Origin of the sequence: Streptomyces griseiscabiei (assembly GCF_020010925.1) — a bacterium.
In the GTDB taxonomy this organism is placed as follows: Bacteria; Actinomycetota; Actinomycetes; order Streptomycetales; family Streptomycetaceae; genus Streptomyces; species Streptomyces griseiscabiei.
Genome location: NZ_JAGJBZ010000001.1, coordinates 464,872 through 490,779, shown reverse-complemented (window position 1 = coordinate 490,779; position 25,908 = coordinate 464,872). Strand labels below are relative to the sequence as shown.

20 protein-coding genes and 2 pseudogenes are annotated in these 25,908 nt (G+C 68.1%); 14 read left to right on the top strand and 8 right to left on the bottom strand.

From position 1 onward, the window contains the following. Positions 1-16: 16 nt before the first annotated feature. On the bottom strand, positions 17-682 hold the full coding sequence (locus J8M51_RS02045; RefSeq protein ID WP_086756764.1) for a TetR/AcrR family transcriptional regulator: 666 nt from the start codon (positions 680-682) through the stop codon (positions 17-19). Between the two features lie 99 nt (positions 683-781). Between J8M51_RS02045 and J8M51_RS02040 the strand changes: the two genes are divergently transcribed. Together J8M51_RS02040 and J8M51_RS02035 are read left to right on the top strand one after the other, a co-directional pair. Next, positions 782-2,407: an MFS transporter gene (locus tag J8M51_RS02040; protein ID WP_267298912.1), complete on the top strand. Its 1,626-nt coding sequence runs from the start codon at positions 782-784 to the stop codon at positions 2,405-2,407. 286 nt (positions 2,408-2,693) lie between these two features. Further along, positions 2,694-2,999 (top strand): small hydrophobic protein, encoded by a 306-nt coding sequence (locus J8M51_RS02035; protein ID WP_216588478.1) that lies wholly within the window; start codon positions 2,694-2,696, stop codon positions 2,997-2,999. Between the two features lie 173 nt (positions 3,000-3,172). Here the strand turns inward: J8M51_RS02035 and J8M51_RS02030 are convergent, their stop codons facing one another. Both J8M51_RS02030 and aceE read right to left on the bottom strand, forming a co-directional pair. Then, positions 3,173-3,934 carry a potassium channel family protein gene (locus J8M51_RS02030; RefSeq protein ID WP_086753659.1) on the bottom strand — a complete coding sequence of 254 codons (762 nt, stop codon included), beginning with the start codon at positions 3,932-3,934 and terminating at the stop codon, positions 3,173-3,175. Between the two features lie 71 nt (positions 3,935-4,005). Continuing rightward, on the bottom strand, positions 4,006-6,738 hold the full coding sequence (aceE, locus tag J8M51_RS02025) for a pyruvate dehydrogenase (acetyl-transferring), homodimeric type (protein ID WP_086753657.1): 2,733 nt from the start codon (positions 6,736-6,738) through the stop codon (positions 4,006-4,008). A gap of 436 nt (positions 6,739-7,174) precedes the next feature. Between aceE and J8M51_RS02020 the strand changes: the two genes are divergently transcribed. The 6 genes from J8M51_RS02020 to J8M51_RS01995 all read left to right on the top strand — a co-directional run bounded on the left by J8M51_RS02020 (position 7,175) and on the right by J8M51_RS01995 (position 11,511). Next, positions 7,175-7,615: a DUF3052 domain-containing protein gene (locus tag J8M51_RS02020; RefSeq protein WP_033527287.1), complete on the top strand. Its 441-nt coding sequence runs from the start codon at positions 7,175-7,177 to the stop codon at positions 7,613-7,615. Positions 7,616-7,818: 203 nt separating this feature from the next. Then, positions 7,819-8,277, top strand: a complete 459-nt coding sequence (locus tag J8M51_RS02015) for a peroxiredoxin (RefSeq protein WP_086753655.1) — start codon at positions 7,819-7,821, stop codon at positions 8,275-8,277. Positions 8,278-8,391: 114 nt separating this feature from the next. Continuing rightward, positions 8,392-8,967: a calcium homeostasis/redox stress adaptation protein gene (locus J8M51_RS02010; protein WP_086753653.1), complete on the top strand. Its 576-nt coding sequence runs from the start codon at positions 8,392-8,394 to the stop codon at positions 8,965-8,967. A gap of 168 nt (positions 8,968-9,135) precedes the next feature. Next, positions 9,136-9,711, top strand: a complete 576-nt coding sequence (locus J8M51_RS02005) for a TerD family protein (RefSeq protein WP_037704475.1) — start codon at positions 9,136-9,138, stop codon at positions 9,709-9,711. A 125-nt stretch (positions 9,712-9,836) separates the two neighbouring features. Further along, on the top strand, positions 9,837-10,982 hold the full coding sequence (locus tag J8M51_RS02000; protein WP_086753651.1) for a DUF475 domain-containing protein: 1,146 nt from the start codon (positions 9,837-9,839) through the stop codon (positions 10,980-10,982). A gap of 256 nt (positions 10,983-11,238) precedes the next feature. Next, a complete protein-coding gene (locus tag J8M51_RS01995; RefSeq protein ID WP_086754788.1) occupies positions 11,239-11,511 on the top strand; it encodes a hypothetical protein in 273 nt (90 codons plus the stop codon). Between the two features lie 262 nt (positions 11,512-11,773). Here J8M51_RS01995 and J8M51_RS01990 read toward each other — a convergent pair whose 3' ends face one another. From J8M51_RS01990 to J8M51_RS01980, 3 genes and pseudogenes are all read right to left on the bottom strand, one after another. Beyond that, complete coding sequence (locus J8M51_RS01990) at positions 11,774-12,619, bottom strand: IS5 family transposase (protein ID WP_086754790.1); 846 nt, start codon at positions 12,617-12,619, stop codon at positions 11,774-11,776. Next, positions 12,582-13,466 (bottom strand): annotated as a pseudogene (locus J8M51_RS46080) (IS701 family transposase); the annotation flags it as partial. The gene J8M51_RS01990 and the pseudogene J8M51_RS46080, both read right to left, overlap by 38 nt. Positions 13,467-13,622: 156 nt before the next feature. Next, a complete protein-coding gene (locus J8M51_RS01980) occupies positions 13,623-14,690 on the bottom strand; it encodes a LacI family DNA-binding transcriptional regulator (RefSeq protein WP_086754791.1) in 1,068 nt (355 codons plus the stop codon). A 521-nt stretch (positions 14,691-15,211) separates the two neighbouring features. Between J8M51_RS01980 and J8M51_RS01975 the strand changes: the two genes are divergently transcribed. Both J8M51_RS01975 and J8M51_RS01970 read left to right on the top strand, forming a co-directional pair. Continuing rightward, on the top strand, positions 15,212-16,246 hold the full coding sequence (locus tag J8M51_RS01975; protein WP_086754792.1) for a LacI family DNA-binding transcriptional regulator: 1,035 nt from the start codon (positions 15,212-15,214) through the stop codon (positions 16,244-16,246). 1,129 nt (positions 16,247-17,375) lie between these two features. After that, positions 17,376-19,583, top strand: coding sequence for a right-handed parallel beta-helix repeat-containing protein (locus J8M51_RS01970; protein ID WP_256964200.1), 2,208 nt, complete (start codon positions 17,376-17,378; stop codon positions 19,581-19,583). Positions 19,584-19,667: 84 nt separating this feature from the next. On the opposite strand, the gene J8M51_RS01965 is transcribed toward J8M51_RS01970, so the two are convergent. Beyond that, the gene (locus tag J8M51_RS01965; RefSeq protein ID WP_086754918.1) at positions 19,668-20,330 is read right to left on the bottom strand and encodes an SGNH/GDSL hydrolase family protein; all 663 of its coding nucleotides are present in this window, start codon (positions 20,328-20,330) and stop codon (positions 19,668-19,670) included. Positions 20,331-20,439: 109 nt separating this feature from the next. On the opposite strand from J8M51_RS01965, the pseudogene J8M51_RS01960 reads away from it, so the two are divergent. Next, positions 20,440-21,149, top strand: a pseudogene (locus tag J8M51_RS01960) (cupin domain-containing protein). A 257-nt stretch (positions 21,150-21,406) separates the two neighbouring features. Here J8M51_RS01960 and J8M51_RS01955 read toward each other — a convergent pair. Further along, positions 21,407-22,441: a LacI family DNA-binding transcriptional regulator gene (locus J8M51_RS01955; protein ID WP_086754917.1), complete on the bottom strand. Its 1,035-nt coding sequence runs from the start codon at positions 22,439-22,441 to the stop codon at positions 21,407-21,409. A 158-nt stretch (positions 22,442-22,599) separates the two neighbouring features. Between J8M51_RS01955 and J8M51_RS01950 the strand changes: the two genes are divergently transcribed. The 3 genes from J8M51_RS01950 (at position 22,600) to J8M51_RS01940 (ending at position 25,857) form a co-directional block, all read left to right on the top strand. Continuing rightward, entirely contained in the window at positions 22,600-23,544 is a 945-nt protein-coding gene (locus J8M51_RS01950; protein ID WP_086754916.1) for a carbohydrate ABC transporter permease, read from the top strand. Further along, positions 23,537-24,433 carry a carbohydrate ABC transporter permease gene (locus tag J8M51_RS01945; RefSeq protein WP_086754915.1) on the top strand — a complete coding sequence of 299 codons (897 nt, stop codon included), beginning with the start codon at positions 23,537-23,539 and terminating at the stop codon, positions 24,431-24,433. Before J8M51_RS01950 ends, J8M51_RS01945 begins: the two co-directional genes overlap by 8 nt. 113 nt (positions 24,434-24,546) lie before the next feature. Next, complete coding sequence (locus J8M51_RS01940) at positions 24,547-25,857, top strand: ABC transporter substrate-binding protein (RefSeq protein WP_086754914.1); 1,311 nt, start codon at positions 24,547-24,549, stop codon at positions 25,855-25,857. Positions 25,858-25,908 lie beyond the last annotated feature (51 nt).

The following is a 25,908-nucleotide window of genomic DNA, read 5'->3' as shown; positions in this document are numbered from 1 at the left end:
ACGATCACCGTCCGTTTTAGCCAGTACGCCACTTCTCGGCCAACGAGGGCCGCAGGGCGTCCAGATGAGCGGCGGTCAGGGCGTGCATGGCCTCCACGCTGAGATCGCCGCCCAGGGCCCACATGCGTTCCGTGACGCGCATCACACCGCCGAAGACGGCCACCGCCACCCGTGGCCGGGGGTCGGTGTCCACGTCCAGCCCCTCGCGCTCGGCGATGATCCGCTCCATCTCCCGCGCCACCTCGTCCGCGCGGCGCAGATGCGCGGCCAGCAGCGCGGGGGTGGACTCGACCATGCCGTAGGCGCGCAGATAGAGCTCGACGGGGACGACCTGCTGAATGGCCTCGCCGATGGCCTCCCAGCCCTCCAGCACGGCGTTGCGCATCGCCTCCAGCGGTGCCTCGTGCGCGGGGCGGGCGCGGACGGCCGCGAGGAAGTGCTCCTGGGGGAGGTCCGTGATCGCGAGGGCGGCCTCCTCCTTGCCCGCGAAGTAGCGGAAGAAGGTGCGCTGCGAGACATCGACCGCCTCGGCGATCTCGTCGACCGTCGTCGCGTCGTACCCCTGGGTCGTGAACAGTTCCAGCGCCGCCCGCAGCAGCGCGTCGTGGGTGCGCTGCTTCTTCCGCTCGCGCAGCCCGGGCCGCTCCTCCGCCGGGGTCGCCGCCGTGGCCGCCGTCTCCATGAACCCTCGCCTCCACCCGCCCCTGCGGCGAGTGACGTGACAGTTACCGACTTGTGAATTGGTTTGTCAACTGTCAGTGGCTGTCATTAGCCTCGCCGTATGACTAGTCAGACCACTGTCGACAAGACGGGACCGGGGGACAAGGCGCCAGTCGTCCCGTCGGACCCGACGACGAACCGGGGCCGGGGCCTGCGCGGCCATCCCTGGTTCACCCTCCTCACCGTGGCCGTCGGCGTCATGATGGTCGCCCTCGACGGCACCATCGTGGCGATCGCCAACCCGGTCATCGCGGACGACCTCAAGGCGAGCTTCGCCGAGGTCCAGTGGATCACCAACGCGTACTTCCTCGCGCTGGCGGTCACTCTCATCACCGCCGGCAAGCTGGGCGACCGCTTCGGCCACCGGCAGACCTTCCTCATAGGCGTGGTCGGCTTCGCCGCCGCCTCCGGGGCCATCGGCCTGTCGAACTCGGTCGCCTTCGTGGTGACCTTCCGTGTCTTCCAGGGGCTGTTCGGCGCGCTGCTGATGCCGGCCGCGCTCGGCCTGCTCCGCGCCACCTTCCCCGCCGAGAAGCTGAACATGGCCATCGGTATCTGGGGCATGGTCATCGGCGCCTCCACCGCGGGCGGCCCGATCCTCGGCGGCTTCCTCGTGGAGAACGTCAGCTGGCAGTCGGTGTTCTGGATCAACGTCCCGGTCGGCGTCCTCGCCGTCGCCCTGGGCGCCTGGATCCTGCTGGACCACCGCGCCGAGAACGCCCCGCGCTCCTTCGACGTCCTGGGCATCGCCCTGCTCTCCGGAGCGATGTTCTGCCTGGTCTGGGCGCTCATCAAGGCCCCGGAGTGGGGCTGGGGCGACGGTCTGACGTGGACCTTCCTGGTCGTCTCCATCGCCCTCTTCGCCGTCTTCGCCCTCTGGGAGACGAAGGTGAAGGAGCCGCTCATCCCGCTGGCCCTCTTCCGCTCCGTCCCCCTGTCGGCGGGTGTCGTCCTGATGGTCCTGATGGCCATCGCCTTCATGGGCGGCCTGTTCTTCGTGACGTTCTACCTCCAGAACGTGCACGGGATGAGCCCCATCGACGCGGGTCTGCACCTGCTGCCGCTCACCGGCATGATGATCGTCGGCTCGCCCCTGGCCGGCGCGATCATCACCAAGGCCGGACCGCGCATCCCGTTGGCCGGCGGCATGGCCCTCACCGCGATCGCGATGTACGGCATGTCGACGCTGGAGACCGACACCGGCAGCGCCGTGATGTCCCTCTGGTTCGCCCTCCTCGGCCTCGGCCTCGCCCCGGTGATGGTCGGCGCCACCGAGGTCATCGTCGGCAACGCGCCCCTGGAGCTGTCCGGTGTCGCCGGTGGTCTCCAGCAGGCCGCGATGCAGATCGGCGGCAGCCTCGGTACGGCCGTGCTGGGCGCCGTGATGGCCTCCAAGGTCGACGGTGACCTGGCGGGCAACTGGGCCGACGCCGGCCTCCCGCCGCTCACCGAGGCCCAGCTCGGCCAGGCCTCCGAGGCCGTCCAGGTCGGCGTCCCCCCGGTCGCCGAGGGCACCCCGGCGGAGATCGCCGCGAAGATCACCACGGTCGCGCACGACACGTTCATGTCCGGCATGGGTCTGGCGTCCCTGGTCGCCGCCGGGGTGGCCACGGTCGCCGTCCTCGTGGCGTTCCTGACCAAGCGTGGCGAGAACGCCGAGGCGGGTGCCGGAGCGGCGCACATCTGACAGCTCCGCCACTGCCTCGCGCGCGGGTTTCCGCCCGCGTTCGCCTATCAGGGTGACAAGTCGGACGATCGCTTCCACCCGGTACGCGCCGCAGGTCACCCTGGGTCAAGTCCTCCGCACGGCATGGTCGTTCGCCGGCGGAGCGACCCGGGGGTCTGCGGCGCGCTGCCGGAGGGGGGCAGCGCGCGCGGACGGCTCCGCCAACCGCCCCTGGTTTCAACCACTTCGCCGGGGTACTCGCCATGTCGTACTCGAACTGACCGCGAGGTTCAGGGAGTTGTTGACAATGGCGGGTTTCGGACACAGTTCGCGCAGGCACCCTCGCTCACGTGGCCGGACGTGGTCACGGAGCCGGCCGGATCGCGCGACCCTCGGGATCATCGGCGTCATCTGCGCGATCGCGGGATTCTTCGTCCTGGGGATCATCCTCGGACCCGTCGCGATCCTCTGCGGCTGGCTCGCCATGAACCGCACCTGGTCCGGCACCCGCTCCGTCCCCGCGATCATCGCGGTCGTCCTGGGCGCCATCGACACGATCCTGGCGATCATCTGGCTGGCGGGTGCGGCGGGGCCGGGGTCAGGTCTCGTCTGAGCGTGCGGCCCGGTGGGGCTTCTCGCGCAGTTCCCCGCGCCCCTTGAAGACCAGGCCCCCGCGGGCCTGAAAAGCAAGGGGCGCAGCCCGTGCTTTTCAGGGGCGCGGGGAACTGCGCGAGAAGCCCCACCGGACCCGCACCCGCCGACGCACCCCCACCCCCACCCCCACCCTCAGCGGCGCTGCTCCGGCACCCCCTCCACGGATACCGCCTTCAACGACGCCACCTCCGCCCGCAACAGCCGAACCTCCTCCGTCAGCTCGACTATCGCGGCGGTCTGCCGCCGCTCCTCCGCGTCGTCCTTCTCGAACCGCGCTATGAACCACGCCGCGATGTTCGCCGTCACCACACCGAGCAGCGCGATCCCCGACAGCATCAGCCCGACCGCCAGCACCCGCCCGAGCCCTGTCGTCGGCGCGTGATCCCCGTACCCCACGGTCGTCATCGTCGTGAACGACCACCACACCGCGTCGTCCAGCGTGTCGATGTTCCCACCGGGCGCGTCCCGTTCCACGGACAGCACCGCGAGCGACCCGAACATCAGCAGCCCGACGACCGCCCCGCCGACGTACGTCGTGAGCCTTATCTGCGAGGCCATCCGCGCCCGCTGCCCCACCAGCAGCAGCGTCGCCACCAGCCGCAGCAGCCGCAGCGGCTGGATCATCGGCAGCACCACCGCGCACAGGTCCAGCCAGCGCGTGCGGACGAACTCCCACCGATGCTCGGCGAGCAGGAGCCGGATGACGTAGTCGAGCGCGAACGCGCCCCACACGCCCCACTCGGCGACCTCGCACCACCACTCCACCTCGTCGCTCGCGTCCGGCCGCACGATCGGCACCGTGTACGCGACGGCGAACACCAGGGCCAGGCCGAACAACGGCTGCTGGGTCCGCCGTTCCCAACGGATCTGCGCCGGGACCGCTTGCTGCTTCATGGGCGCATAGTAGAAAACGTGAAGGGGTGGTGAACCCACCGGTTCACCACCCCTTGACCCCGAATCGGGTGCTATGCATCGCCTCCCGCGGCGCCCGGGTCCGCCGCCGCCACGTCGAGCAGCTGGTAGCGGTCGACGGCCTGCTTCAGCACCGACCGGTCGACCTTGCCCTCACGGGCCAGCTCGGTCAGCACCGCGACCACGATCGACTGCGCGTCGATGTGGAAGAAGCGCCGTGCCGCGCCCCGGGTGTCCGCGAAGCCGAAACCGTCCGCGCCCAGCGACTGGTACGTGCCCGGCACCCAGCGCGAGATCTGGTCCGGCACCGACCGCATCCAGTCGGAGACGGCCACGAACGGTCCCTCGGCGCCGCTCAGCTTCCGCGTCACATACGGGACCTGCTGCTCCTCCTCGGGGTGCAGCAGATTGTGCCGCTCCACCTCGACGGCCTCGCGGCGCAGTTCGTTCCAGGAGGTCGCGGACCAGACGTCCGCCTTCACGTCCCAGTCGGCGGCGAGGATCGCCTGCGCCTCGACCGCCCACGGCACCGCCACACCGGAGGCCATGATCTGCGCGGGGATCGAGCCCGCCTCGCCGGCCCGGTAGCGGTGGATGCCCTTGAGGATGCCGTCGACGTCCACGTCCGCCGGCTCGGCCGGGTGCTGGATCGGCTCGTTGTAGACGGTGAGGTAGTAGAAGACGTCCTCGCTGTCCGGGCCGTACATCCGGCGCAGACCGTCCTTCACGATGTGCGCGATCTCGTACCCGAACGCCGGGTCGTAGGAGACACAGCCCGGGTTGGTGGAGGCCAGCAGCTGGGAGTGGCCGTCCGCGTGCTGGAGACCCTCACCGGTCAGCGTCGTACGGCCGGCGGTCGCGCCCAGGACGAAACCGCGCGCCAGCTGGTCGGACATCTGCCAGAACTGGTCACCGGTGCGCTGGAAACCGAACATCGAGTAGAAGACGTAGACCGGGATGAGCGGCTCGCCGTGCGTCGCGTACGCGGAACCGGCCGCGATCAGCGAGGCCGTGCAGCCCGCCTCCGAGATGCCGTCGTGCAGCATCTGGCCGGTCGGCGACTCCTTGTAGGCGAGCAGCAGATCGCGGTCGACCGCCTCGTACTGCTGGCCGAGCGGGTTGTAGATCTTCGCGCTCGGGAAGAACGAGTCCATGCCGAAGGTGCGGTACTCGTCCGGCGCGATCAGCACGAACCGCTTGCCGATCTCCTTGTCCCGCATGAGGTCCTTCAGCAGCCGGACGAACGCCATGGTGGTGGCGATCGACTGCTGACCGGAGCCCTTCTTCACGGTCGCGTACGTCTTGTCCTCCGGCAGCGCCAGCGGCTTCGCCCGCACGACACGCGTCGGGACGTACCCGCCGAGCCCCTTGCGGCGGTCGTGCATGTACTGGATCTCCTCGGAGTTCCGCCCGGGGTGGTAGTACGGCGGAGCCCCGCTCTCCAGCTCCTTGTCGGAGATGGGCAGATGCAGCCGGTCGCGGAAGCCCTTGAGGTCGGCGACCGTCAGCTTCTTCATCTGGTGCGTGGCGTTGCGGCCCTCGAAGTTCGGGCCCAGCGTCCAGCCCTTGACCGTCTTCGCCAGGATGACCGTCGGCTGGCCCTTGTGCTCGTGGGCCGCCTTGTACGCCGCGTAGATCTTGCGGTGGTCGTGACCGCCGCGGCCCAGGTGCAGGATCTGGTCGTCGGTCATGTTCTCGACCATCGCGCGCAGCCGCTGGTCGTCACCGAAGAAGTGGTCGCGGATGTACGCGCCGGTCTCGGTGGCGTACGTCTGGTACTGGCCGTCCGGCGTGGTGTTCATCCGGTTGACCAGCACCCCGTCGCGGTCCTGGGCGAGCAGCGGGTCCCAGGTGCGGTCCCAGACCAGCTTGATCACGTTCCAGCCGGCGCCCCGGAAGACCGACTCCAGCTCCTGGATGACCTTGCCGTTGCCGCGCACCGGGCCGTCGAGGCGCTGGAGGTTGCAGTTCACGACGAAGGTCAGGTTGTCGAGGTGCTCGCGCGCGGCGATCGTCAGCTGGCCGAGCGACTCCGGCTCGTCCATCTCGCCGTCGCCGAGGAACGCCCAGACATGGGACTTGGAGGTGTCGGCGATGCCGCGCGCCTCCATGTACCGGTTCATCCGCGCCTGGAAGATCGCGCCCAGCGGACCGAGGCCCATGGACACGGTCGGGAACTCCCAGAAGTCCGGCATCAGACGCGGGTGCGGGTAGCTCGACAGGCCGTACGGCGCCTTCGACTTCTCCTGGCGGAAGGCGTCCAGCTGCCGCTCGTCGAGCCGGTCGAGCAGATACGCGCGGGCGTAGATACCGGGGGAGGCGTGGCCCTGGAAGAAGATCTGGTCGCCGCCGTCGCCCTCCTCCTTGCCGCGGAAGAAGTGGTTGAAGCCCACGTCGTAGAGGGAGGCGGAGGACGCGAAGGTCGCGATGTGGCCGCCGACCCCGATACCGGGCCGCTGCGCGCGCGAGACCATCACGGCGGCGTTCCACCGGGTCGCGTTGAGGATCTTCCGCTCGATCTCCTCGTTGCCCGGGAAGAACGGCTCGGCCTTGGTCGGGATGGTGTTGACGTAGTCCGTGCTGCGCATCTCGGGCACGGCCACGCGCTTCTCGCGGGCCCGCTCGATGAGCCGGAGCATCAGATAGCGCGCGCGCTCACGGCCGCGCTCGTCCACCGCGGCGTCGAGCGAGTCGAGCCACTCCTGGGTCTCCTCGGGATCGAAGTCAGGGACCTGACTCGGAAGGCCGCCAATGATGATCGGATTGCGATCGGATCCGGAAGCCACGCTGTTCCTTAGCTGTCAGAGGGCCGCTCTTCAGGGGTTCCTCGGGGTTCTTCGCGGTTGTTTCGAGGGTGTTCTCTAGGGTGCCTGCACCGCCCCCCATCGTGTACCTCGGGGACGCAAACGTCACCTCTACCGAGAGGTAACCAGGGAGGTCATCGGCTCGACAAAGGTAGTAAAGGTATTCGATGCTCGTATCCCCCTATGGTTGCCGAATACGCAAAACGGGCAGAACGGTGTGGCGTGCGTCACGTGAGGCTGTGAATCGGCGCAGAGAGTTGCGGTGACACGGCCCGGATCGTCACCGTTTCGGCGGTCTGGAAGGCTGGGTACTTGCGCGATCCGTCCCGCCCGTGTGGACTACGGCCAATGCTTCGCGCACGCGCGTGGCTCATTCCCCAGGGGGCGACCCCACCCGAACATGATCAGGAGGCAACCCGTGAGCGCGACCGCGGACCACGCGGAGGAGCGGACGAACCCTGCCGCGAGGCTGGGGTTCCAGCCCGAGCAGGTGGTCCAGGAGATCGGCTACGACGACGATGTCGACCAGGAGCTCCGCGAGTCCATCGAGGAAGTCGTAGGCAGTGAGCTCGTCGACGAGGACTACGACGACGTGGCCGATGCCGTCGTGCTGTGGTTCCGAGACGACGACGGCGACCTGACGGATGTACTGGTGGACGCCACCACGTACATCGAGGAAGGTGGCTCGATCCTGCTGCTGACGCCCAAGACCGGGCGTGACGGCTATGTGGAGCCCAGCGACATTTCGGAGGCCGCGACGACTGCGGGGTTGTCCGCGTCGAAGAGTGTCAGCGTGGGCAAGGACTGGAGCGGCAGCCGGCTGGTGACGCCGAAGGCCGCCAAGTCCGGCAAGAGGTGACGTGACGCTGCCGCTTTGGCTCGGCAGGCTCGCCTGATAGCTCGGTGGGTTCTGCGCGTCGGCGACCGCGGGCCGGTCGTGGCTTGTAGCGCAGTTCCCCGCGCCCCTGGAGGGCGGCCCCTTCGGGGCCTGCCTCCAGGGGTTTTCTGCCTCTGCGTAGGCTGGGTCACCCGAACAGCCCACGAAGGGACCCAGGAAGAATCATGGCGATCCAGGTCGGCGACAAGGCACCCGACTTCGAGCTGAAGGACAACCACGGCGCCACCGTGCGGCTCTCGGACTTCCGGGGCGAGAAGAACGTGGTGGTGCTCTTCTACCCGTTCGCGTTCACCGGGGTGTGCACGGGCGAGCTGTGCGAGCTGCGGGACAACCTGCCGAAGTTCGTCAACGACGACGTGCAGCTGCTGGCCGTGTCGAACGACTCGATCCACACGCTGCGGGTCTTCGCCGAGCAGGAGGACCTGGAGTACCCGCTGCTGTCGGACTTCTGGCCGCACGGCGAGGTCTCCCGGGCGTACGGCGTCTTCGACGCGGACAAGGGCTGCGCGGCGCGCGGCACCTTCATCGTCGACAAGGAGGGCCTCGTCCGCTGGTCGGTCGTCAACGCCCTGCCGGACGCCCGCGACCTGAACGAGTACCTCGCGGCCCTCGACACCCTGTGATTCTTCGGCTCCACACCCTGCGGGGATCGGGAACCCGTCACTAGGATCGACACGTTGATCCGATACCAACGCAACGCAGGGGCTTCCCGCCCCTGAAACCAAACGGAGGACCTCGTGGGAGTCAGCCTCAGCAAGGGCGGCAACGTATCGCTGACCAAGGAGGCGCCGGGCCTGACCGCGGTCATCATCGGACTGGGGTGGGACATCCGCACCACGACCGGCACCGACTTCGACCTGGACGCCAGTGCCCTGCTGCTGGAAGCGTCGGGCAAGGTCAGCAGCGACGCCAACTTCATCTTTTTCAACAACCTGAAGAGCCCGGACGGCTCGGTCGAGCACACCGGCGACAACACCACCGGTGAGGGTGAGGGCGACGACGAGCAGATCAAGGTCAACCTCGCGACCGTCCCGGCCGAGATCGAGAAGATCGTCTTCCCGGTCTCGATCTACGACGCCGAGAACCGTCAGCAGTCCTTCGGCCAGGTCCGCAACGCCTTCATCCGTGTGGTGAACCAGGCCGGCGAGGCGGAGATCGCCCGCTACGACCTGTCCGAGGACGCCTCCACCGAGACCGCCATGGTCTTCGGCGAGCTGTACCGGCACGGCGCCGAGTGGAAGTTCCGCGCCATCGGCCAGGGCTACGCCTCGGGTCTGCGCGGTATCGCCCAGGACTTCGGTGTGAACGTCTGAGTCATGGGGGAAGACCCCCCGTGAACCACAGACACCACGTCCGGCGCCGCCGTCGTTCAGCGACCGCGGCGCCGGACGCGCTCGTACGACGAGGGCGGACGGCCCACGCGTACGCGGACAACTGAACAGTTGAGCAACGGAAGCTCGAAAATCGGGGAGGAACACACCATGGGCGTCACGCTCGCCAAGGGGGGCAATGTCTCCCTCTCCAAGGCCGCGCCGAACCTCACTCAAGTGCTGGTCGGGCTCGGCTGGGACGTTCGGACCACCACCGGGGCCCCTTTCGACCTCGACGCCAGCGCGCTGCTGTGCCAGGGCGGACGGGTGCTGGGGGACGAGTGGTTCGTCTTCTACAACAACCTCACGAGTCCCGACGGCTCGGTCGAGCACACCGGCGACAACCTCACCGGTGAGGGCGACGGCGACGACGAGTCGCTGATCATCGACCTCTCCCGGGTGCCGGCCACCGTCGACAAGATCGTGTTTCCGGTCTCCATCCATGACGCGGAGAACCGCGGCCAGGCCTTCGGCCAGGTCAGCAACGCCTTCATCCGTGTCGTCAACCAGGCCGACGGCCAGGAACTCGCCCGCTACGACCTCTCCGAGGACGCCTCCACCGAGACCGCGATGATCTTCGGTGAGGTCTACCGGTACGGCGGCGAGTGGAAGTTCCGCGCGGTGGGGCAGGGGTACGCGTCCGGTCTGCGGGGCATCGCACTCGACTTCGGTGTGAACGTCTCGTAGCGCTATAAGCGCAAAAGCCGGGGCCGTGTGGGGTGCGAGGGGTACCCGACTAGACTTCGGGTTCAAAGTTTCGTAAAGCCGCGCGCGGCGCGGGGGAACCCCGTACACACACGATTGGGTAGCCAGTGGTTCTGAAAACCTTCGGCTGGTCGTTCGCGGTCACCGCGCTCGGCTTGGTAGCAGCGGTTCTCTACGACGGATGGACGGCTCTCGGGCTCGTCGCGATCCTGTGCGTCCTGGAGATCTCGCTGTCGTTCGACAACGCGGTGGTCAACGCCGGGATCGTCAAGAAGATGAATGCCTTCTGGCAGAAGATCTTCCTGACCATCGGCATCCTGATCGCCGTCTTCGGTATGCGGCTGGTCTTCCCCGTCGTCATCGTCGCCATCAGCGCCAAGCTCGGGCCGATCGAGGCCGTCGACCTGGCGCTGACCGACAAGGACCAGTACCAGCAGTACGTGACCGACGCGCACCCGTCGATCGCGGCCTTCGGCGGTATGTTCCTGCTGATGATCTTCCTGGACTTCATCTTCGAGGACCGGGACATCAAGTGGCTGGGCTGGCTGGAGCGTCCGCTGGCCAAGCTCGGCAAGGTCGACATGCTGTCGGCCTGTATCGCGATGATCGTCCTGCTGATCACCTCGATGACCTTCGCGACCAACGCCCACCAGCACGGCGGCACCCATGCCGACAAGGCGCAGACGGTCCTGATCTCCGGACTCGCGGGTCTGATCACCTATCTCATCGTCGGTGGTCTCTCCGGGTACTTCGAGAACAAGCTGGAGGAGGACGAGGAGCGCGAGCACGAGGAGGAGGAAGCGGCGGCGCGCACCGGCAAGCCGCGCTCGGCCGTCGCCCTCGCCGGCAAGGCCGCGTTCTTCATGTTCCTCTACCTGGAGGTCCTGGACGCGTCCTTCTCCTTCGACGGTGTCATCGGCGCCTTCGCCATCACCAACGACATCGTCCTGATGGCGCTGGGCCTCGGTGTCGGCGCGATGTACGTCCGGTCGCTGACCGTGTACCTGGTCCGCCAGGGCACCCTCGACGACTACGTCTACCTGGAGCACGGCGCGCACTACGCGATCGGCGCCCTCGCCGGCATCCTGCTCGTCACCATCCAGTACGAGATCAACGAGTTCATCACCGGTTCCATCGGTGTCATCCTGATCGCCTGGTCCTTCTGGTCCTCCGTCCGCCGCAACAAGGCGCTGGCGGCCGAAGAGGGCGATGCCGACGCCGCCGACAAGGCGGAGGTCTCCTCCGGGGTGTGACCACCCGTGGGGTGAGGGCAGGCTCTGAGCGGGGCGGGGGGCGGGGGGGGGGGGCCGGGGGCGGCCCCCCGGGGGGGGGGGGGGGGGGGGGGGGGGGCGGGGGGGGGGGGGGGGGGGGGGGGGGGGGGCCGCCCCCCCCCCCCCGCCCCCGCCCCCCCCCGCGCCCCCCCCCGCGCCCCCCCCCCCCCCCCCCCCCCCCCCCCCCCCCCCCCCCCCCCCCCCCCCCCCCCCCCCCCCCCCCCCCGGACGCGGCGCGATGGGCGGCTGTCCCGAGCTGCTGGAAGGGATCACCGCGCGGCGCGCGGAATGGGACGAACTCGAAGAACAGCCGGCCAAGCAGGTGGCGGAGCTCCGGGCTGAGCGCGGCGAACTCGCCGTCGCTGAGAAGGTCATTGTGCCGGTGGGCGAGCGGCTTGCCGAACTGCGGGCCTCGGCGGGGTCGGCGCCTGGGCAGGTGGGCGGCCGAGCGGTGATGATGATCCCGGACCGCACGTCCTGCGTGTATGAGAGCAGGCTCCCGCCGGACTGACAGCGCATCCTGGTCGTGGTGCGGGAGACTGTCGGGCTGGTCATGGTTCGGCAGGTCGGCGATGTGCTGGAGGTGGACGTCGAGGTGGACGTCAGCGTGCGGGCCAGGCTGGAGCCGTTGCGTGGGAAGCCGGTCAGGGCGGCCGACCTGGGTCGGCTGCGGAAACCGCCCATCGGCCGGTCACCATGCGTCTGTGAACGTGCACGCTTCTGCGCTGCGGATCCTGCCGCTAAGAGGACGTTCCGTTTGAAGACGGGATAGTTCATGGGTTGTGCCAAGTTATGGGTGTTTCGCCGGTTGCTCGTTTCGCGAGGTTGGAGATCATTGCGAGGCGGATCATGCTCTCGGAGTGGGCGGGTTTGGTCTCGTAGTCCCGGGCGAGGCGGCGGTGCATCATGATCCAACCGAAACTGCGCTCCACCACCCACCTTCGCGGAATCACGGAAAACCCTTTGACCTGGGTGTTCCTGGGGACGACGTCGACATCGATACCGAGGGCGGCGCCGTGCTCGATGGCCTGGGTCTTGTAGCCGGTGTCGACCCATGCCTTGGTGATCGTGGGGTGTTCGGCGGTGATCTGGGTGAGGAGCTGTTTGCCGGCCTCGTTGTCGGAGACGCTGGCTGCGGTCACGATGACCAGGAGTAACAGGCCGAGGGTGTCGACGACGATGCTGCGTTTGCGGCCCACGATTTTCTTGCCGGCGTCGGTGCCCTGGGTGTCGGTTGGGACGCTGGTGGCGGTCTTTACGCTCTGTGCGTCGAGGACGCAGGCGGTGGGTTCGGCGGTGCGTCCTGCCTGTTCACGGACCATTCGGTGCAGGCGGACGCCGAGTTTCTCGATGGTGCCGTCGGCGGTCCAGGCGCTGAAGTAGCTGAACACGCTGGTGTGCGGCGGGAAGTCGTGGGGCAGGTAGCGCCACGGGACTCCGGTCCGGTTGAGGAAGAGGATCGCGTTCATGACCTCTCGCAGGTCAGTGACCTTGCAGCCGAGGTTGAGCGAGGTCTTCTGACGCTCGGCCCGCCAGGCCGTCAAGATCGGCTCGATCAACTCCCAGCGGGCGTCGGAGAGATCACTCAGGTACGGCTTGCGCTGCTGCGAAGTGGCCATGGGGATACTCATGCACGGGGCTCCCGATCGGGCATATCGCTCGATCGGGCGAGGCAAAAGTCAAGTTCAGGTGCGTATTCGAACCGGACAGGAGCTTTCGGTAGCAACTAGGTTGAAACGCAAGATCAGGTGCGTTGCGACCGAAGAGACATACCGCCCGTCCAGCCTGTACACACTGATTCCCGGCACGCGCCAATCGCCATAAACCATCGCATAGATGAAACGAACGTCCTCTAAGACGGATCGCAGTGATCGTCTTGGTTGTACTGCGCCACAACCAGCGCCTGCCGACATGGCCGACGGCAACAACATCTCCGAGCCCACCGTCCGACGCCAGCGCGACGAGGCGATCGGACCGCTCGCCGCACACGCCCCACAGCCCGCGCTTCCGGTGAGCGATCCTGCGGGGTGTACTGACGCGGTAGCCGGTGGCGGCGACGATGACCGGCGCCTGCGACTGCCACTGGGCGAGTGTGTTCAGCAGGCCGAGCGCCAGACGCGACCTCTCCTGGCGCACCACGTCGTCGGGGACTTTTGCCCTGCCGCATCGGTCGGGCTCGTCCGTCCATTCACGTGGCAGATGCAACTGCCGGTCCAAGCGGCATCAGGCGGTGTCGGTGGCGGCATGGACGCTGACCGCGACCTGGCAATTCGCCCGCTTGCCGACCGCTCCGCAGTACTGGCGGGCCACCCCGACCGACGCTTTGCCGTACTTGGGGAACGACACGTCGTCGATCACCCGCACCTCGGACCTGACGCCTTCGGGCAGCCGCTCGGCGATCCGTCGCCGCACCGGCACAGGATTCCACGGCGACTGGTTCACGAACTGCTGCAGGGCCCGAATGTTCACGCGAACACATCCGCCACGAACCAAGGAAGCACTACGGGCGGAGACTGGGGAAGGTCGGTCAGCTTTCCTGTACAATCTGGCCTGATCCCGGCACTGTTGTCGAAGCTGAAGCGCTCACCCTCAGCCGCTACGCGCCGTGGAAGGGCGACACCATCACAGGCGGGGCGTACTGCCGCGCAGGACAACGTTCGTGGAGACCGGCACGATCCGCGAGGCGTCGATGTTCAGCGCGAGTTCCATCGCGCAGACCCCGACTTGCTGCAGAGGTACGGAAACTGTGGTGAGCGCTGGGTCGACGTCCACCGCCGACCCGATGTCGTCGAAGCCGGCGATGGCGATGTCCTGGCCGGGCACCACCCCGGTGTCGCGGAGTGCAGTCATCACACCGATCGCCATGACGTCGTTGACGGCGAAAACCAGCTCCGTTCCGTCCAGGCCCCGCTCGACGAGTTCGCGGGCGGCCTCGCCGCCGCCCCGGCGGCTGAACTCGGCTTCGACCACGAACCCTTCGTCGACGTCGATGCCGAACTCGCGCAGGCCCTCCACGAAGCCAGTGCACCTGTCGCGGGACGTCCTGAGTCCATGGCTCGCGCGCACCATCGCGAATCGTCGGTAGCCGAGACCCACCAGCGCTCGGGCAAGCTGCCGCGCTCCGCCGTAGTTGTCGACACTCACGGTGCGGAACGGCAGATCGTGCCGGCCGATCAGGACCACGCTGCCCCCTGCTTCCCGGTAGGCGCCGAGTTCGTCGAGGAGAGCGTCGCGGGCGTTGGCGTCATCAATGCGGCTGCCGGCCAGGACGATGGCGCGGGGTCGCATGCCGCGCAGGGTCCTGACGATCTGGAGTTCCTGCTCGGGGGAGCGGTCTGCGACCGCCATGGTCACGATCAGACCTGCTGCCTCTGCCACCTGCGTCACTCCTCCCGCGATGGCGGAGAAGTACGGGTCGTCGACGCCGCTGACGACCAGCGCGGTGGTGTTCGTCGAACCTCGGGCGATTGCCTGGGCGGACAGGTGCGGCGTGTAGTCCAGTTCCGCGGCGGCGGCGAACACTCGGGCGGCGTTCTCCTGCCGGACGGTGCGGGTGCTGCCGTTGAGCACGCGTGAGGCCGTGGCCTGGGAGACTCCCGCCACCCGCGCTACGTCGTGCAGAGTCGCCTGACGCTTTCCGGATACGCGCTTCCCGCGCCGTGGTAGAGGCGCTGCCGGCCCATGTTCCATGCCACACATTGTGCCCCGAGCAAGCACAGCGCTTTGCGGGGCGAGGTGAGCATGGGCGGTACCTTCGCGGGTGGACCGCTCACCCGGGGCGACACGCGTCCATCCCGCCTGTGGCAAGCGCGGTCGGCCCCGATACGGCGTCGGGTCCGGAGCACGGGGACGGAGTCCCGGCCCGGGCCCCGGCGACCACGGTCCGGCGGGCCACCTCATCCGCCCGGGGATCCGCCCGGGGACGGCATTCCGCTCGCCGGCCGTCGTTTCCGCCTCGCCGTCGCACGCGACAGAGGCCAGGAGCATGCCGTACACGTCGCTCTGCGAGGAGCCTTGGACCGGGACCGTCAAGACTCCGCAAGCCGGGGCACCTCGAAGTACACCGCCGAGCGCCACTGCGGACCGCTGTCTCCGGCCCGCCACTGCTGCGGGCCGCTGTCTCCGGCACCGTCCGAATCCCGTCCGCGACCTGCCGCAGATATCCTCGGCTGGCGCCGGACACGGCTCGTTTGTGCGGGAGGAACAGCACGATGCCCCATGCAGCCAGGCCCACTGTCACCCTGCGCGACGTCGCGGCCGCCGCCGGGGTATCGGTCACCACCGCGTCACGCGTCCTGGGCGGCAGTTCCCGGACCGTCGCGTCCGAGTACCGGCAGCGAGTCCTCACCGCCGCGGCCGCACTGCGCTACACCGCTGACGCCTCGGCCCGGGCGATGCGGCGCGCGAACGACTCGATCGCCGTCGTCGGGGACGATCTCACGACCCCGTCGATGGGCATGGTCGCCGCGGCGATGGAACGGCAGGCGCGCGAAGCCGGGGCGTTCGTGACCGTCTCGTCGACCCATGGCACCGCCGAGCGCCAGCTGGAAACCGTTCGGCTGCAGCGCGCGCTGCGGCCGCGGGCGCTCATCCTGACCTCTAGCCGACTCGACGCGAACGCCCTGGGTGGGCGCCTGCTGGACGAGCTGGTCGGGCTCGAGAACGAGGGCGGGCGGGTTGTGATCGTCGGCGATACCGACATGCCGTTCGACTCCATCAGCTTCGACAACCACGGCGCTGCGAAGGAACTGGCTGAATATGTTGCCGAGTTGGGCAACCAGCGTGTGGCGATTTTCGCCGGTCTGCGCGATCTGGGGAACGTCTCCGCCCGCACCGCGGGCTTCGTGGCCGGGCTCCGGGACGGCGGTGTCGAGGAGAGGCACATCCGGATCGTGCACTCTGCGGTGAGCCGCCAAGGGGGCTTTGACGCGGCGCGGCGGCTGGTCACCGACGGGCTGGAGCCGCCCCAGGTGGTCCTCGCCGCCAACGACACCATCGCCATCGGCGCGATGTCCGCCTTCAGGGCCGACTGCGTGGCCGTGCCGACGGACATCTCAGTGACCGGTTTCGACGACATCGAGCTCGCGACCGACGTGACCCCGCGGCTGACGACGGTGTCGCTGCCCCTGGCACGAGCAGGTGCCGAGGCGGTCCGCCTCGCACTTGAGCCTCGGGCCGAGGCCGTGCACCTGGTGATGCGGGGGCAGGTCGTGGTGCGCGACAGCACGGTGATCCGGGTCATCTGAGGCAGCCCGTGCCGTTGACTGGGGCCGGGGCGTTTCCTCTTGACGCGGACCCCGTCAGCGGCACCGTGAATCCAACTGCTGAACGCCTCCTGGGCTTTGGCACATGCGGGCACGCAGCGTTCGGAATGCGATTTCCCGCGCTCTGCGTGACCAGACTGCACCAGCTCTGGCTCCTTCGCGGTCACAGGCGTCACCAGCGGAGACGCGCTCGGCGTCCATGCGGCTTCGCCGTCGAGTCCCGCCCGGGGGCGAGGCCGACGTGTACAAGGCTGGGAACACCGGCAGCACCCCCATCGAATGGAGCGCCAACGGCAGCAGCAACCAGGGCAGCCGGTGCTTGGCTGAGTACCTGGTGAAGCCGACGACGGGACGGGTCTGAACCGCGGTCTGCCCTCGCTGTGCACCGGGCGGGTTGAGCCCCGTTGCCGACTGGTCCTGCCGGCCTACCGACCTGTCGACCGTCTTCCGGTGGGCTCCGAGGGTTGCATCGCTGATGTTCCGCGGGCACTCAGCCTCGCTGACGCGGCGATCTGTTCGGAACCTTGACGCACTCGATCACGCTGGGCACACTGCCTGGAATGCGTTTTCCCAGCTCCTCCGAAGGGCAGGCATGAGGTCGCTCGCCCAACGCCGGCGGTCGCGCGGCACCGCTGACAACGCGCAGCGTGAGCGCGACAACCAGGAGGCGTGCGACCTGCGGCGGCCGGGGACACGGGTCTGTCCTTCAGCACGCGGCGGGCCTGTCGCGTGCTGAAGGTAGCGGTATCCGCGACGCCTGCCCACTCGAAAGCGTCCACGGCCGCCCCCTCGCGACCGTCCGTCCCACGATCGCCGGCCGAACCTCCATCCGGGAGGGAACTGTGAGGCAGGAAGTGCGGCTCAGGGGCGAGGTCAGCCCGCCCGGCGCACGTCCGGCCGGAGTCGTGCCCATGCCGTCGCGCACCCGTTGGTGGGTCCACCGCGCGGTCCCGGACTGCCCGCGCCCAGAGCCGTTACACGCCGCCCTGGCTGTGGGCGTCACGACAGGAGCCAGTACTTCACCACCTCAGACGACAAGAAGAGGGCAATGATCGCCAGTCGAAGACTTGTGTCACGAGCAGTTGGCGCCGCGCTGTGCGCGTTGGCAGTCGTGCTCGCGTCGATCGTGCTCATCCCCGCGCAGCGGGCCTTCGCCGCGGGCACCACGTACTACGTGAGCGCGAGCGGCAGCGACAGCAACGCCGGTACGAGCAGCGCGCCTTGGCGCTCGCTGACCAAGGTGAACTCGACGACGTTCCAGCCCGGAGACGTCATTCGCTTCGAGGCCGGTGACAGCTGGACCGGGCAACTGTGGCCCAAGGGGTCCGGCACCGAAGGCGCCCCGATCACCATCGACAGCTACGGAGTCGGCGCCAAGCCGAAGATCGCCGGCCAGGGCACCGTCGGCGACGCGGTGCGGCTGAACAACCAGGAGTACTGGGAGATCCGCAACCTCGACGTGTCGAACGCGGTTCCCACGGGGACGACGGACGGTTCGAAGCTCGGCGACTTCCGCGGCATCGGCGTGCACGGCGACAACGGCCAGACCCTGCACCACTTCGTGATCGACTCGGTCGACGTGCACGACGTCACCGGCGAGGTCAGGTGGATCGGCGGCAGCAGCGCCGACAACAGGCCGGGCATCACGTTCCAACAGGGCTGGGACCGTTCGAAGGACACCGGCGGCATCGCCTTCATCACCGGCGTCAAGGACATCACTGCGCCCGGTGCTCCCACGGTCCTCGACGGCGTCACGGTCGAGAACTCCACCATCAAGAACACCTCGTTCGGCGGGATCGTCGTGAAGCAGTACGCCGGGGACGCGCCCGGGGCCGTCTACACGGGCTGGGGCAAGCGCGACACGGCCACCGACTCCCGCTTCACCCCGCACACCGACGTCACTCTGCGCGGCAACTACATCTCGCAGGCGAACAGCGCCTACGGTTGCAACGGCGTCTACCTGACCGGTGTCCGGGGCGGACTCGTCGAGGGCAACGTGATCGACCGGGTGGGCACCTCCGGCGTCGAGACCAACATGGCCGACAGCGTCACCGTCCAACACAACGAGATCATGGGGACCCACCTCGCGTCGGGCGGCGCCGACCAGAACGGCCTGGACCCCGACATCGGGACCACCAACCAGGTGTTCCAATACAACTACCTCCATGACAACGGTGACGGCATCCTGCTCTGCGCGTGCAACGCCAATGTCAGGTTCGGCAGCGTGGTGCTCCGCTACAACGTCATCACCGGTAGCAAGCGGTGGAACCTGCACATGTCGCAGACGGCGGGTTCGGTGGCGAACATCTACAACAACACCTGGGCGAACACTGACTCGCAGAACATGGTGACCGGCGGTGTCTCCGGGAAGGCGACGCTGACCGACAACCTGTTCGTCTCCTCACAGTCCGCACCCGAGTTCAAGCAACAGTCGTCGATCGTCTACAACAACAACGGGTACTCGTCCAACCTGACGACCGTTCCCCCTTCCGACGCCGCGCGCAAGGTCGGCGATCCGATGTTCGTCAATCCCTCCGCCATCGGGCCCTACGGCGACGAGAACGGCACGCGACTCGGTACGGCGGCGAACTTCGCGCTCCAGCCCGGATCGTCGTTCGTCGACGCCGGTGCCACGCTCACCGGCAACGGCGGCCTGGACTACGCAGGCTCCCCCGTTCCGCTCGGGAGCGGTCCGGAGATCGGTGCCTTCGAACGCGGCGCGCCCGACATCGCTCGCACGGACACGTTCGACAACCTGGCGACCGGCGCGCTGGCCAACGGGACGAACGGGTGGCGAGTCATCTCGGCCGACAACGACGTCTCCGCGGTGGAGACGCCGTCCGCCACCGACAAGAGCGTCCGGCTGACCCGCACCACCGACGGCGGCGGCACCGACGGGACCAGCCTCTCCCGCGTCTTCAGTACCCCGCTGCAGGGCCTGGTGACCATAGACGCACAGGTGATGCGCGACGACACACAAGCCGGCTGGTTCGGGTTGCCCTACCTGTACAACTCCAGTGGCGTCCAGGCCGTCAGCGTCGCGTTCGCGCGCGGCCAGATCCACGCGTATCAGGGAACCACGGACTCGGTGATCGGAACGTACACCAACGGAAAGTGGTACCGGGTCACGCTCACGGTGGACACCGCCAACCAGCGCTTCGACCTCGACATCGACGGCCGGCGCGTGCTGACGGACGTCACGTTCCGCACACCGATGCCGGGGATCGCGAAGATCGCCTGGTACGCGAACGGGGGTGAGCGCGGAGCGGTGGACGTGGACGACGTCCGGATCGCGCGGGGTCCCGCATACGGCCAGTAGAGGAATGAGCGACCAGTTCTGCCGGTCCGGCATCACGTGCATCCGTGCATCACGTCGGCCCGGCAGAACTGATAGCCGCTTCGATCAATGGGTCACCATCTGCCGCATTCTTGCCCGGACCACCGGGCCATAGAATTCTGTCATGACCGCCATATTCGGGTGGGTTCCCGTTCCGCCCGTGCCGGGGAAACCGTCGACCAGATTGTCGAATGTGTATGTCACGCGCTGGGCGTCTTCGCGCGTGTCGAAATTCGTGTCCGCGAAAACGTCGGCGACGGCCACTCCCCATGCGTGACAGGCCCGCAAGGTGATCTCGCGCAGGGCCACCTGTGTGTCCCAGTCCCGCGAACCGAGCTTGTGGGCGGTGACGTAGACGATGTGGGCGGTCGGCCATCTCCGGCTCGCAGTGTGCAGCGTCCGCTCCACCGCCTCGGCGTAGACAGCCAGTTCATAGGCGTGATCTCGGAAGTTCGACTGTGCGTCGTTGGTGCCTCCGCCGAAGAGGACGAAGTCCGGTGCGGCGGCGGGGGCGTCCTCGATCTGCGCCAGTATCTGCCCACCGGAAGCGTGCGGATCGGCGCCGATGGTCGCGCCGTTACGGGCCAGCTTGGTGAGGTTCATGCTTTCCTGCTCCGTGACGAGGTCCGCGAAGCTGCGTGGGTACACGTGTCCGTAGACGATACTGTCCCCGAATGCGTACACACTCTTGCCTGTCAGCCCGTTACCCACATTGCCCTCCTCGCGCATCCATGATTTCAGCTCCGATCTTAATCAGAACATTGATCGGCGGTTTGGAGGGGGGCTGCATTCATTGCGATGACAAGCGATTGCTGCCAAGAATGGAATACGTATGGATATGGCCGGAATCAACACGGGACTGCCGGGGGGCGTGGCCGTATCGCACCTGTCGGTCTACGACTGGCCCGCGACCGACGGCGGGTGCGGCGGCACCCCTCACATGCACTTGGCGTGTTCGGAGGCCTACGTCGTCACCGGCGGACGCGGAGCGGTGCAGACGCTGACGGCGTCGGGGTACGAGGTCACCGAGCTGCGGGCCGGCACGGTCGCCCGCTTCACGCCCGGCACCATCCACCGGCTGGTCAACGAGGACGATCTGCGGATCACCGTTCTGAGGCAGAACAGCGGGCTGCCGGAGGCGGGGGACGCCGTCCTCACGCTGCCCCCGGAGTACCTGACCGACGCCGAGACGTACGCGCGCGTCACCGTCATCCCGGCCGACGCGCCCGAGGAGGAGCAGGCACGCATCGCCCTGGCCCGGCGGGACCTTGCCCTTGAGGGGTACCGGGTACTGCGCGAGGCGGAGGGACCACGGGCCCTCGCCGCGTTCCACCGGGCGGCCGCCGCTCTCGTACGGCCACGCATTGCCGAGTGGCGCGAGCGGTGGCGCCGGGGGCCGAGGCAGCCGCTGCCGCCACCGGTGAGCAACTCGACTGGCTGGAACAGGGGGAGTACTCACATCTCGCGCACGCCGTGGTGCGTTCCGAACAGCCCTCCGCGCGCGGGAGGTTCGGCATGTGCGGCCGCCTGGACGTCTACCAGAACTGAGTTCGGTGGCTGCCCGGGGTGTGGCGTGGGGCGATCACGCCGTGGCACGCCGGGGGCGGAGGCCACCAGGCACGGGAGGCGGTGCCGTTCGGCGCTTGTCGGAACTGGCCTCGGCGGCGGTCGGGGTGCGGCACCGCGCCGCCGCATGCCCGCAACGACCGCACGGCATCGCGATGACCGGGCGCATGCGACGACCGCACGGCATAGCGGCCACCGGGGGCGGACGTCCCGCCCGCTCGGTGAGCACCTGCCCGTGGTCACCGCCCGCCGCCGGAAGGCCCCTGTGCGGGCGGCGCGGCCGTGGATTCCCGCCAGATGATGCGGAACAGACGATCGTCGTGTACGGCAGGAGTGGAATAACGCAAACTCGCGAGCAGTTTGGTCATGGCCTTGCTGCCGAGTCGTTCGAGGTCCACGTCGACGGTGGTCAGGGACGGAGTCATGAACTGCCCCACCCCGGCGTTGTCCCAGCCGGTCACGCTGATGTCGCCCGGCACGTCCCATCCGCGTTCCCGGGCACCCCGCACGACGCCGGCGGCGACCAGGTCGTTCGCCGCGATCACCGCGGTCGGCCGGGCGTCGCTCGGCAGTGAGCGGATCGCCTCGATGCCGGACTCGCCGGACCAGTCGCCGTCGAAGACCCCGACGGACTCCAGCCCGAGGCGTTCGACCGTGCTCAGATAGCTCTGTCGGCGTGCCCTCGCGGAGGCGAACTGCGCGTCGCCCGCCACGTGCAGGAACCGGGAGTGGCCGATCGCCGCCAAGTGCTCGATCATCTGCTTCAGGGGCGTGGCGTCGGCCAGCTCCCCGATGCCGCGCATCTCGTCGTCGAAGTCGGCCGAGATCACCACGGTCGTCCTCTGGTGCAGCTTGCCCTCCACCGCGGGGAGCACGGGAGCGAGCGAGAGGATGCCCTCGTACTGCCCCGAATCGGCGAGTTCCAGCAGGCGTTCGCTTCTGGCCTGCACGCCACCCCCGGCGCTCACGACGTCCACGAAATACTGCGCGGCGTGTGCCGTCGCGCTGGCCCCCGCGAGCATGCGCGAGGGGTTGAAGGCCATGGCGGGCATGAGGACCGCCAGCCGCCCGGTCTTGCGCGTGCGCATGGAGCGCGCCACCAGGTTGGGGCGGTAGTCCAGTTCGCGGATCGCCGACTCCACACGCTCCACGGTCACGGGCTTCAGCCCGCCCTTGAACTGCAGGTACCGCGACACCGTCTGGGGCGATACGCCCGCGAGGCGCGCCACATCGGTGATCGTCGGCCGTCGTTGCGCCGCGCCAGCGCCGTCCATCCGTCTCTCCCGTCCATCCGCGAACGTTACGGAAGCTAGAGAGTACACACCCTTGACGCAAAAAGTGATCGTTCACTATCGCCCGGGCAGTGCAACCCCAGAGTGAACGATCACTTTCGTGGCGTACGGGCCCGGTCCGGGCCCGTCGCTGTGCGCCGATGCCGCCTCAAGGGAGCAGTGCCGTGAGCTCCATCAACGAACTACGCCGACTACGCGGGTCCCAACGGGGCACGCGACAGGAGAACAAGGCGGCGTTCTTCTTTCTTCTGCCCTGGTTCGTCGGGCTGTTCGGGATCACTCTCGGCCCGATGCTGGCCTCGCTCTACCTCAGCTTCACCAAGTACAACCTGCTGCAGCCACCGCAGTTCAGCGGACTGGACAACTGGACGCGCATGCTGAGCGACGACCGTCTGCACAAGTCGCTGCAGGTGACGTTCACCTATGTCCTGGTCTCCGTCCCCCTGCAGCTGGCGCTGGCTCTCGGCCTCGCCCTTCTGCTGGACAAGGGAGTGCGGGGTCTGTCCTTCTACCGCTCCGTCTTCTACCTGCCGTCACTGATCGGCGGCAGCGTCGCGATCGCCGTGCTGTGGCGCACGATCTTCGGCACCAGCGGGCTGGTGAACAAGGGCCTGGGCCTGTTCGGCGTCCATGGCCAGGGCTGGATCTCGGAACCGAAGACCGCGCTGTCGACCATCATCGTCCTGAACGTCTGGACGTTCGGATCACCCATGGTGATCTTCCTCGCCGGGCTGCGGCAGATCCCCGCCTCCTTCTACGAAGCGGCCTCCGTCGACGGCGCGTCACGCCTTCGGCAGTTCCGCAGCATCACCATTCCCCTGCTGACACCGATCATCTTCTTCAACCTGGTGCTGCAGATCATCCACGCCTTCCAGACGTTCACCCAGGCCTTCGTGGTCTCGGGCGGCACCGGAGGCCCCGCCGACTCCACCCTCTTCTACTCGCTCTACCTCTACCAGCGCGGGTTCGGCCAGTTCGACATGGGATACGCCTCCGCGCTCGCGTGGCTCCTGCTCCTCATCGTCGCGGTCTTCACCGCCGTCAACTTCTGGGCCTCCAAGTACTGGGTGTTTTACGATGACTGACCGCGCCGTGGCCGTACCCCGCTCGTTGCCCGCCGCCCGCCGTCGCGCGGCGCTGGGCGGCCGCCGCCGGGTCCGCGCCGTTCTCAAACACGTCCTGCTCTGTGCCTGCGCCCTGGCGATGCTGTACCCCGTGCTGTGGATGGTGGTCAGCTCGCTGCGTCCCAAGGCCGAGATCTTCCGCAACGCGGGACTGGGCCTGAGTCATCTGCGGCTCGAGAACTACAGCAACGGCTGGCACGCCTTCGCCCAGCCGTTCAGCCACTACCTCGTCAACTCGCTGATCGTCGTGATCGGAGCGATCCTCGGCAACCTCTTCGCCTGTTCCCTGGCCGCCTACGCCTTCGCCAGGCTGGAGTTCCGGGCCAAGCGCCTGTGGTTCGCCATCATGCTCGTCACGATCATGCTGCCGGTCCATGTGATCATCGTGCCGCAGTACATCCTGTACTCGCAGCTCGGCTGGGTGAACACCTTCCTGCCGCTGATCGTGCCGAAGTTCCTGGCGACCGACGCCTTCTTCATCTTCCTCATGGTGCAGTTCATCCGCGGCATCCCGCGCGAGATCGACGAGGCCGCACGGATCGACGGCGCGGGGCACCTGCGGATCTTCTTCAACCTCATCCTGCCCCTGATGGTCCCGGCCCTGGCGACCACCGCGATCTTCACCTTCATCTGGACCTGGAACGACTTCTACACCCAGCTCATCTATCTCACCGATCCGGACAAGTACACCACCCCCCTCGCGCTGCGGGCCTTCGTGGACCAGCAGAGCGCGACCGACTGGGGTTCGGTGTTCGCCATGAGCGTCGTCTCGCTCGTGCCCGTCTTCCTCGTCTTCCTTGGCGGGCAGCGCTTCCTGCTGCGCGGCATCGCGACCACCGGCGGCAAGTGACCGCGCAGGTCACCGCAGAACCACGGCGGCGAACGAGACATGGCCGCCCGGTCGCAGCGCAGCACCGACAGACCGCCCCACCCCGGGCCGCCTGACAACCTACGGAGAAGCCCATGAACTCCAGCCCCTCCAGACGCCTCGTCATCGGCGCGGTCGCCTCGCTCTCGCTCGTCCTGACGGCCTGCTCCAGCGGCAGCGCCGGCAACGCCGACAAGCTCAGCGACAAGCCGGTCACCATCAACCTCGACTGGTGGGGAGACGCCAACCGGGCCAAGCTCACCAACTCGGTCATCGCGGCGTTCGAGAAGAAGTACCCCAACATCACCGTCAAGGGGCAGTACAAGGACTGGAACGGCTACTGGGACGCGCTCGCCACCACGACCGCGGCCAAGGACTCGCCCGACGTGGTGCAGATGGACGAGCTCTACCTCGCCTCCTACGCGGACCGCGGCGCGCTGTACGACCTCGGCAAGGCCAAGAAGCTGGTCGACACCTCCCAGTTCGACGCCAAGTCCCTCGCCACCGGCCAGGTCAACGGCACGCAGTACGCGCTTCCCATCGGCGTCGGCGTCGGCGTCATGTCCGTGGTCGTGAACACCGACCTGTTCAAGAAGTACGGCGTGGCCCTGCCCGACGACAAGAGGTGGACCTGGGACGACTACGCCAAGGTCGCCAAGGAGCTGACGGACAAGAGCGGCGGCAAGATCCACGGCGCCTCCGGTGCGCCCGGGTTCTCCGCCGGTGACATCAAGTACTGGGCCCGCCAGGAGGGCGGCAACCTCTTCGACAAGGACGGCAACGTCTCCCTCAAGCCCAAGGCGCTCACCGACATGTGGGCGTTCGGACAGAAGCTGATCTCCTCGGGCGCCAACGTCAGCGCCTCGACCATGGTCGAGGACCTGACCGCCGGTATCACCGCCGGCAGCTTCGCGACCGGCAAGTCGGCCATGACCGGCGCCTACAACACGCAGGTCACCGCCCTGCAGCAGGCGACCGGCGCGCATCTGAAGCTGCTGCAGATGCCGCATGAGGGCACCGTGAAGGCGAACTTCTTCAAGCCTTCCATGTACTGGGCGGTCTCCAGCCAGACCAAGCACCCCGCCGAGGCGGCCGCGTTCGTCAACTTCCTGCTGAACAACGAGAAGGCCGCCGACATCCTCAGGACGGAACGCGGCATCCCCGCGAACAAGCAGATGCTGCAGCACCTGGAGGCGGGTCTGTCGGGAACGGACAAGGAGGCGGCCGACTACATGAAGGCCGTGACGCCGGGCGAGGCGCCGGTCGTCACCCCGAACGGCGGCAGCGGGATCGAGCCGGAGCTGCAGCGCTACAGCCAGCAGGTCTACTTCAACAAGACCTCGCCCGAGGCCGCCGCGAAGGCGTTCATCAAGGAGCTCCAGGGCGAGATCGACGCCGCCAAGTGATGGTTCCCCAGGGGAGCCCGCCGCTGTCGGCGGGCTCCCAGGGCGATACCG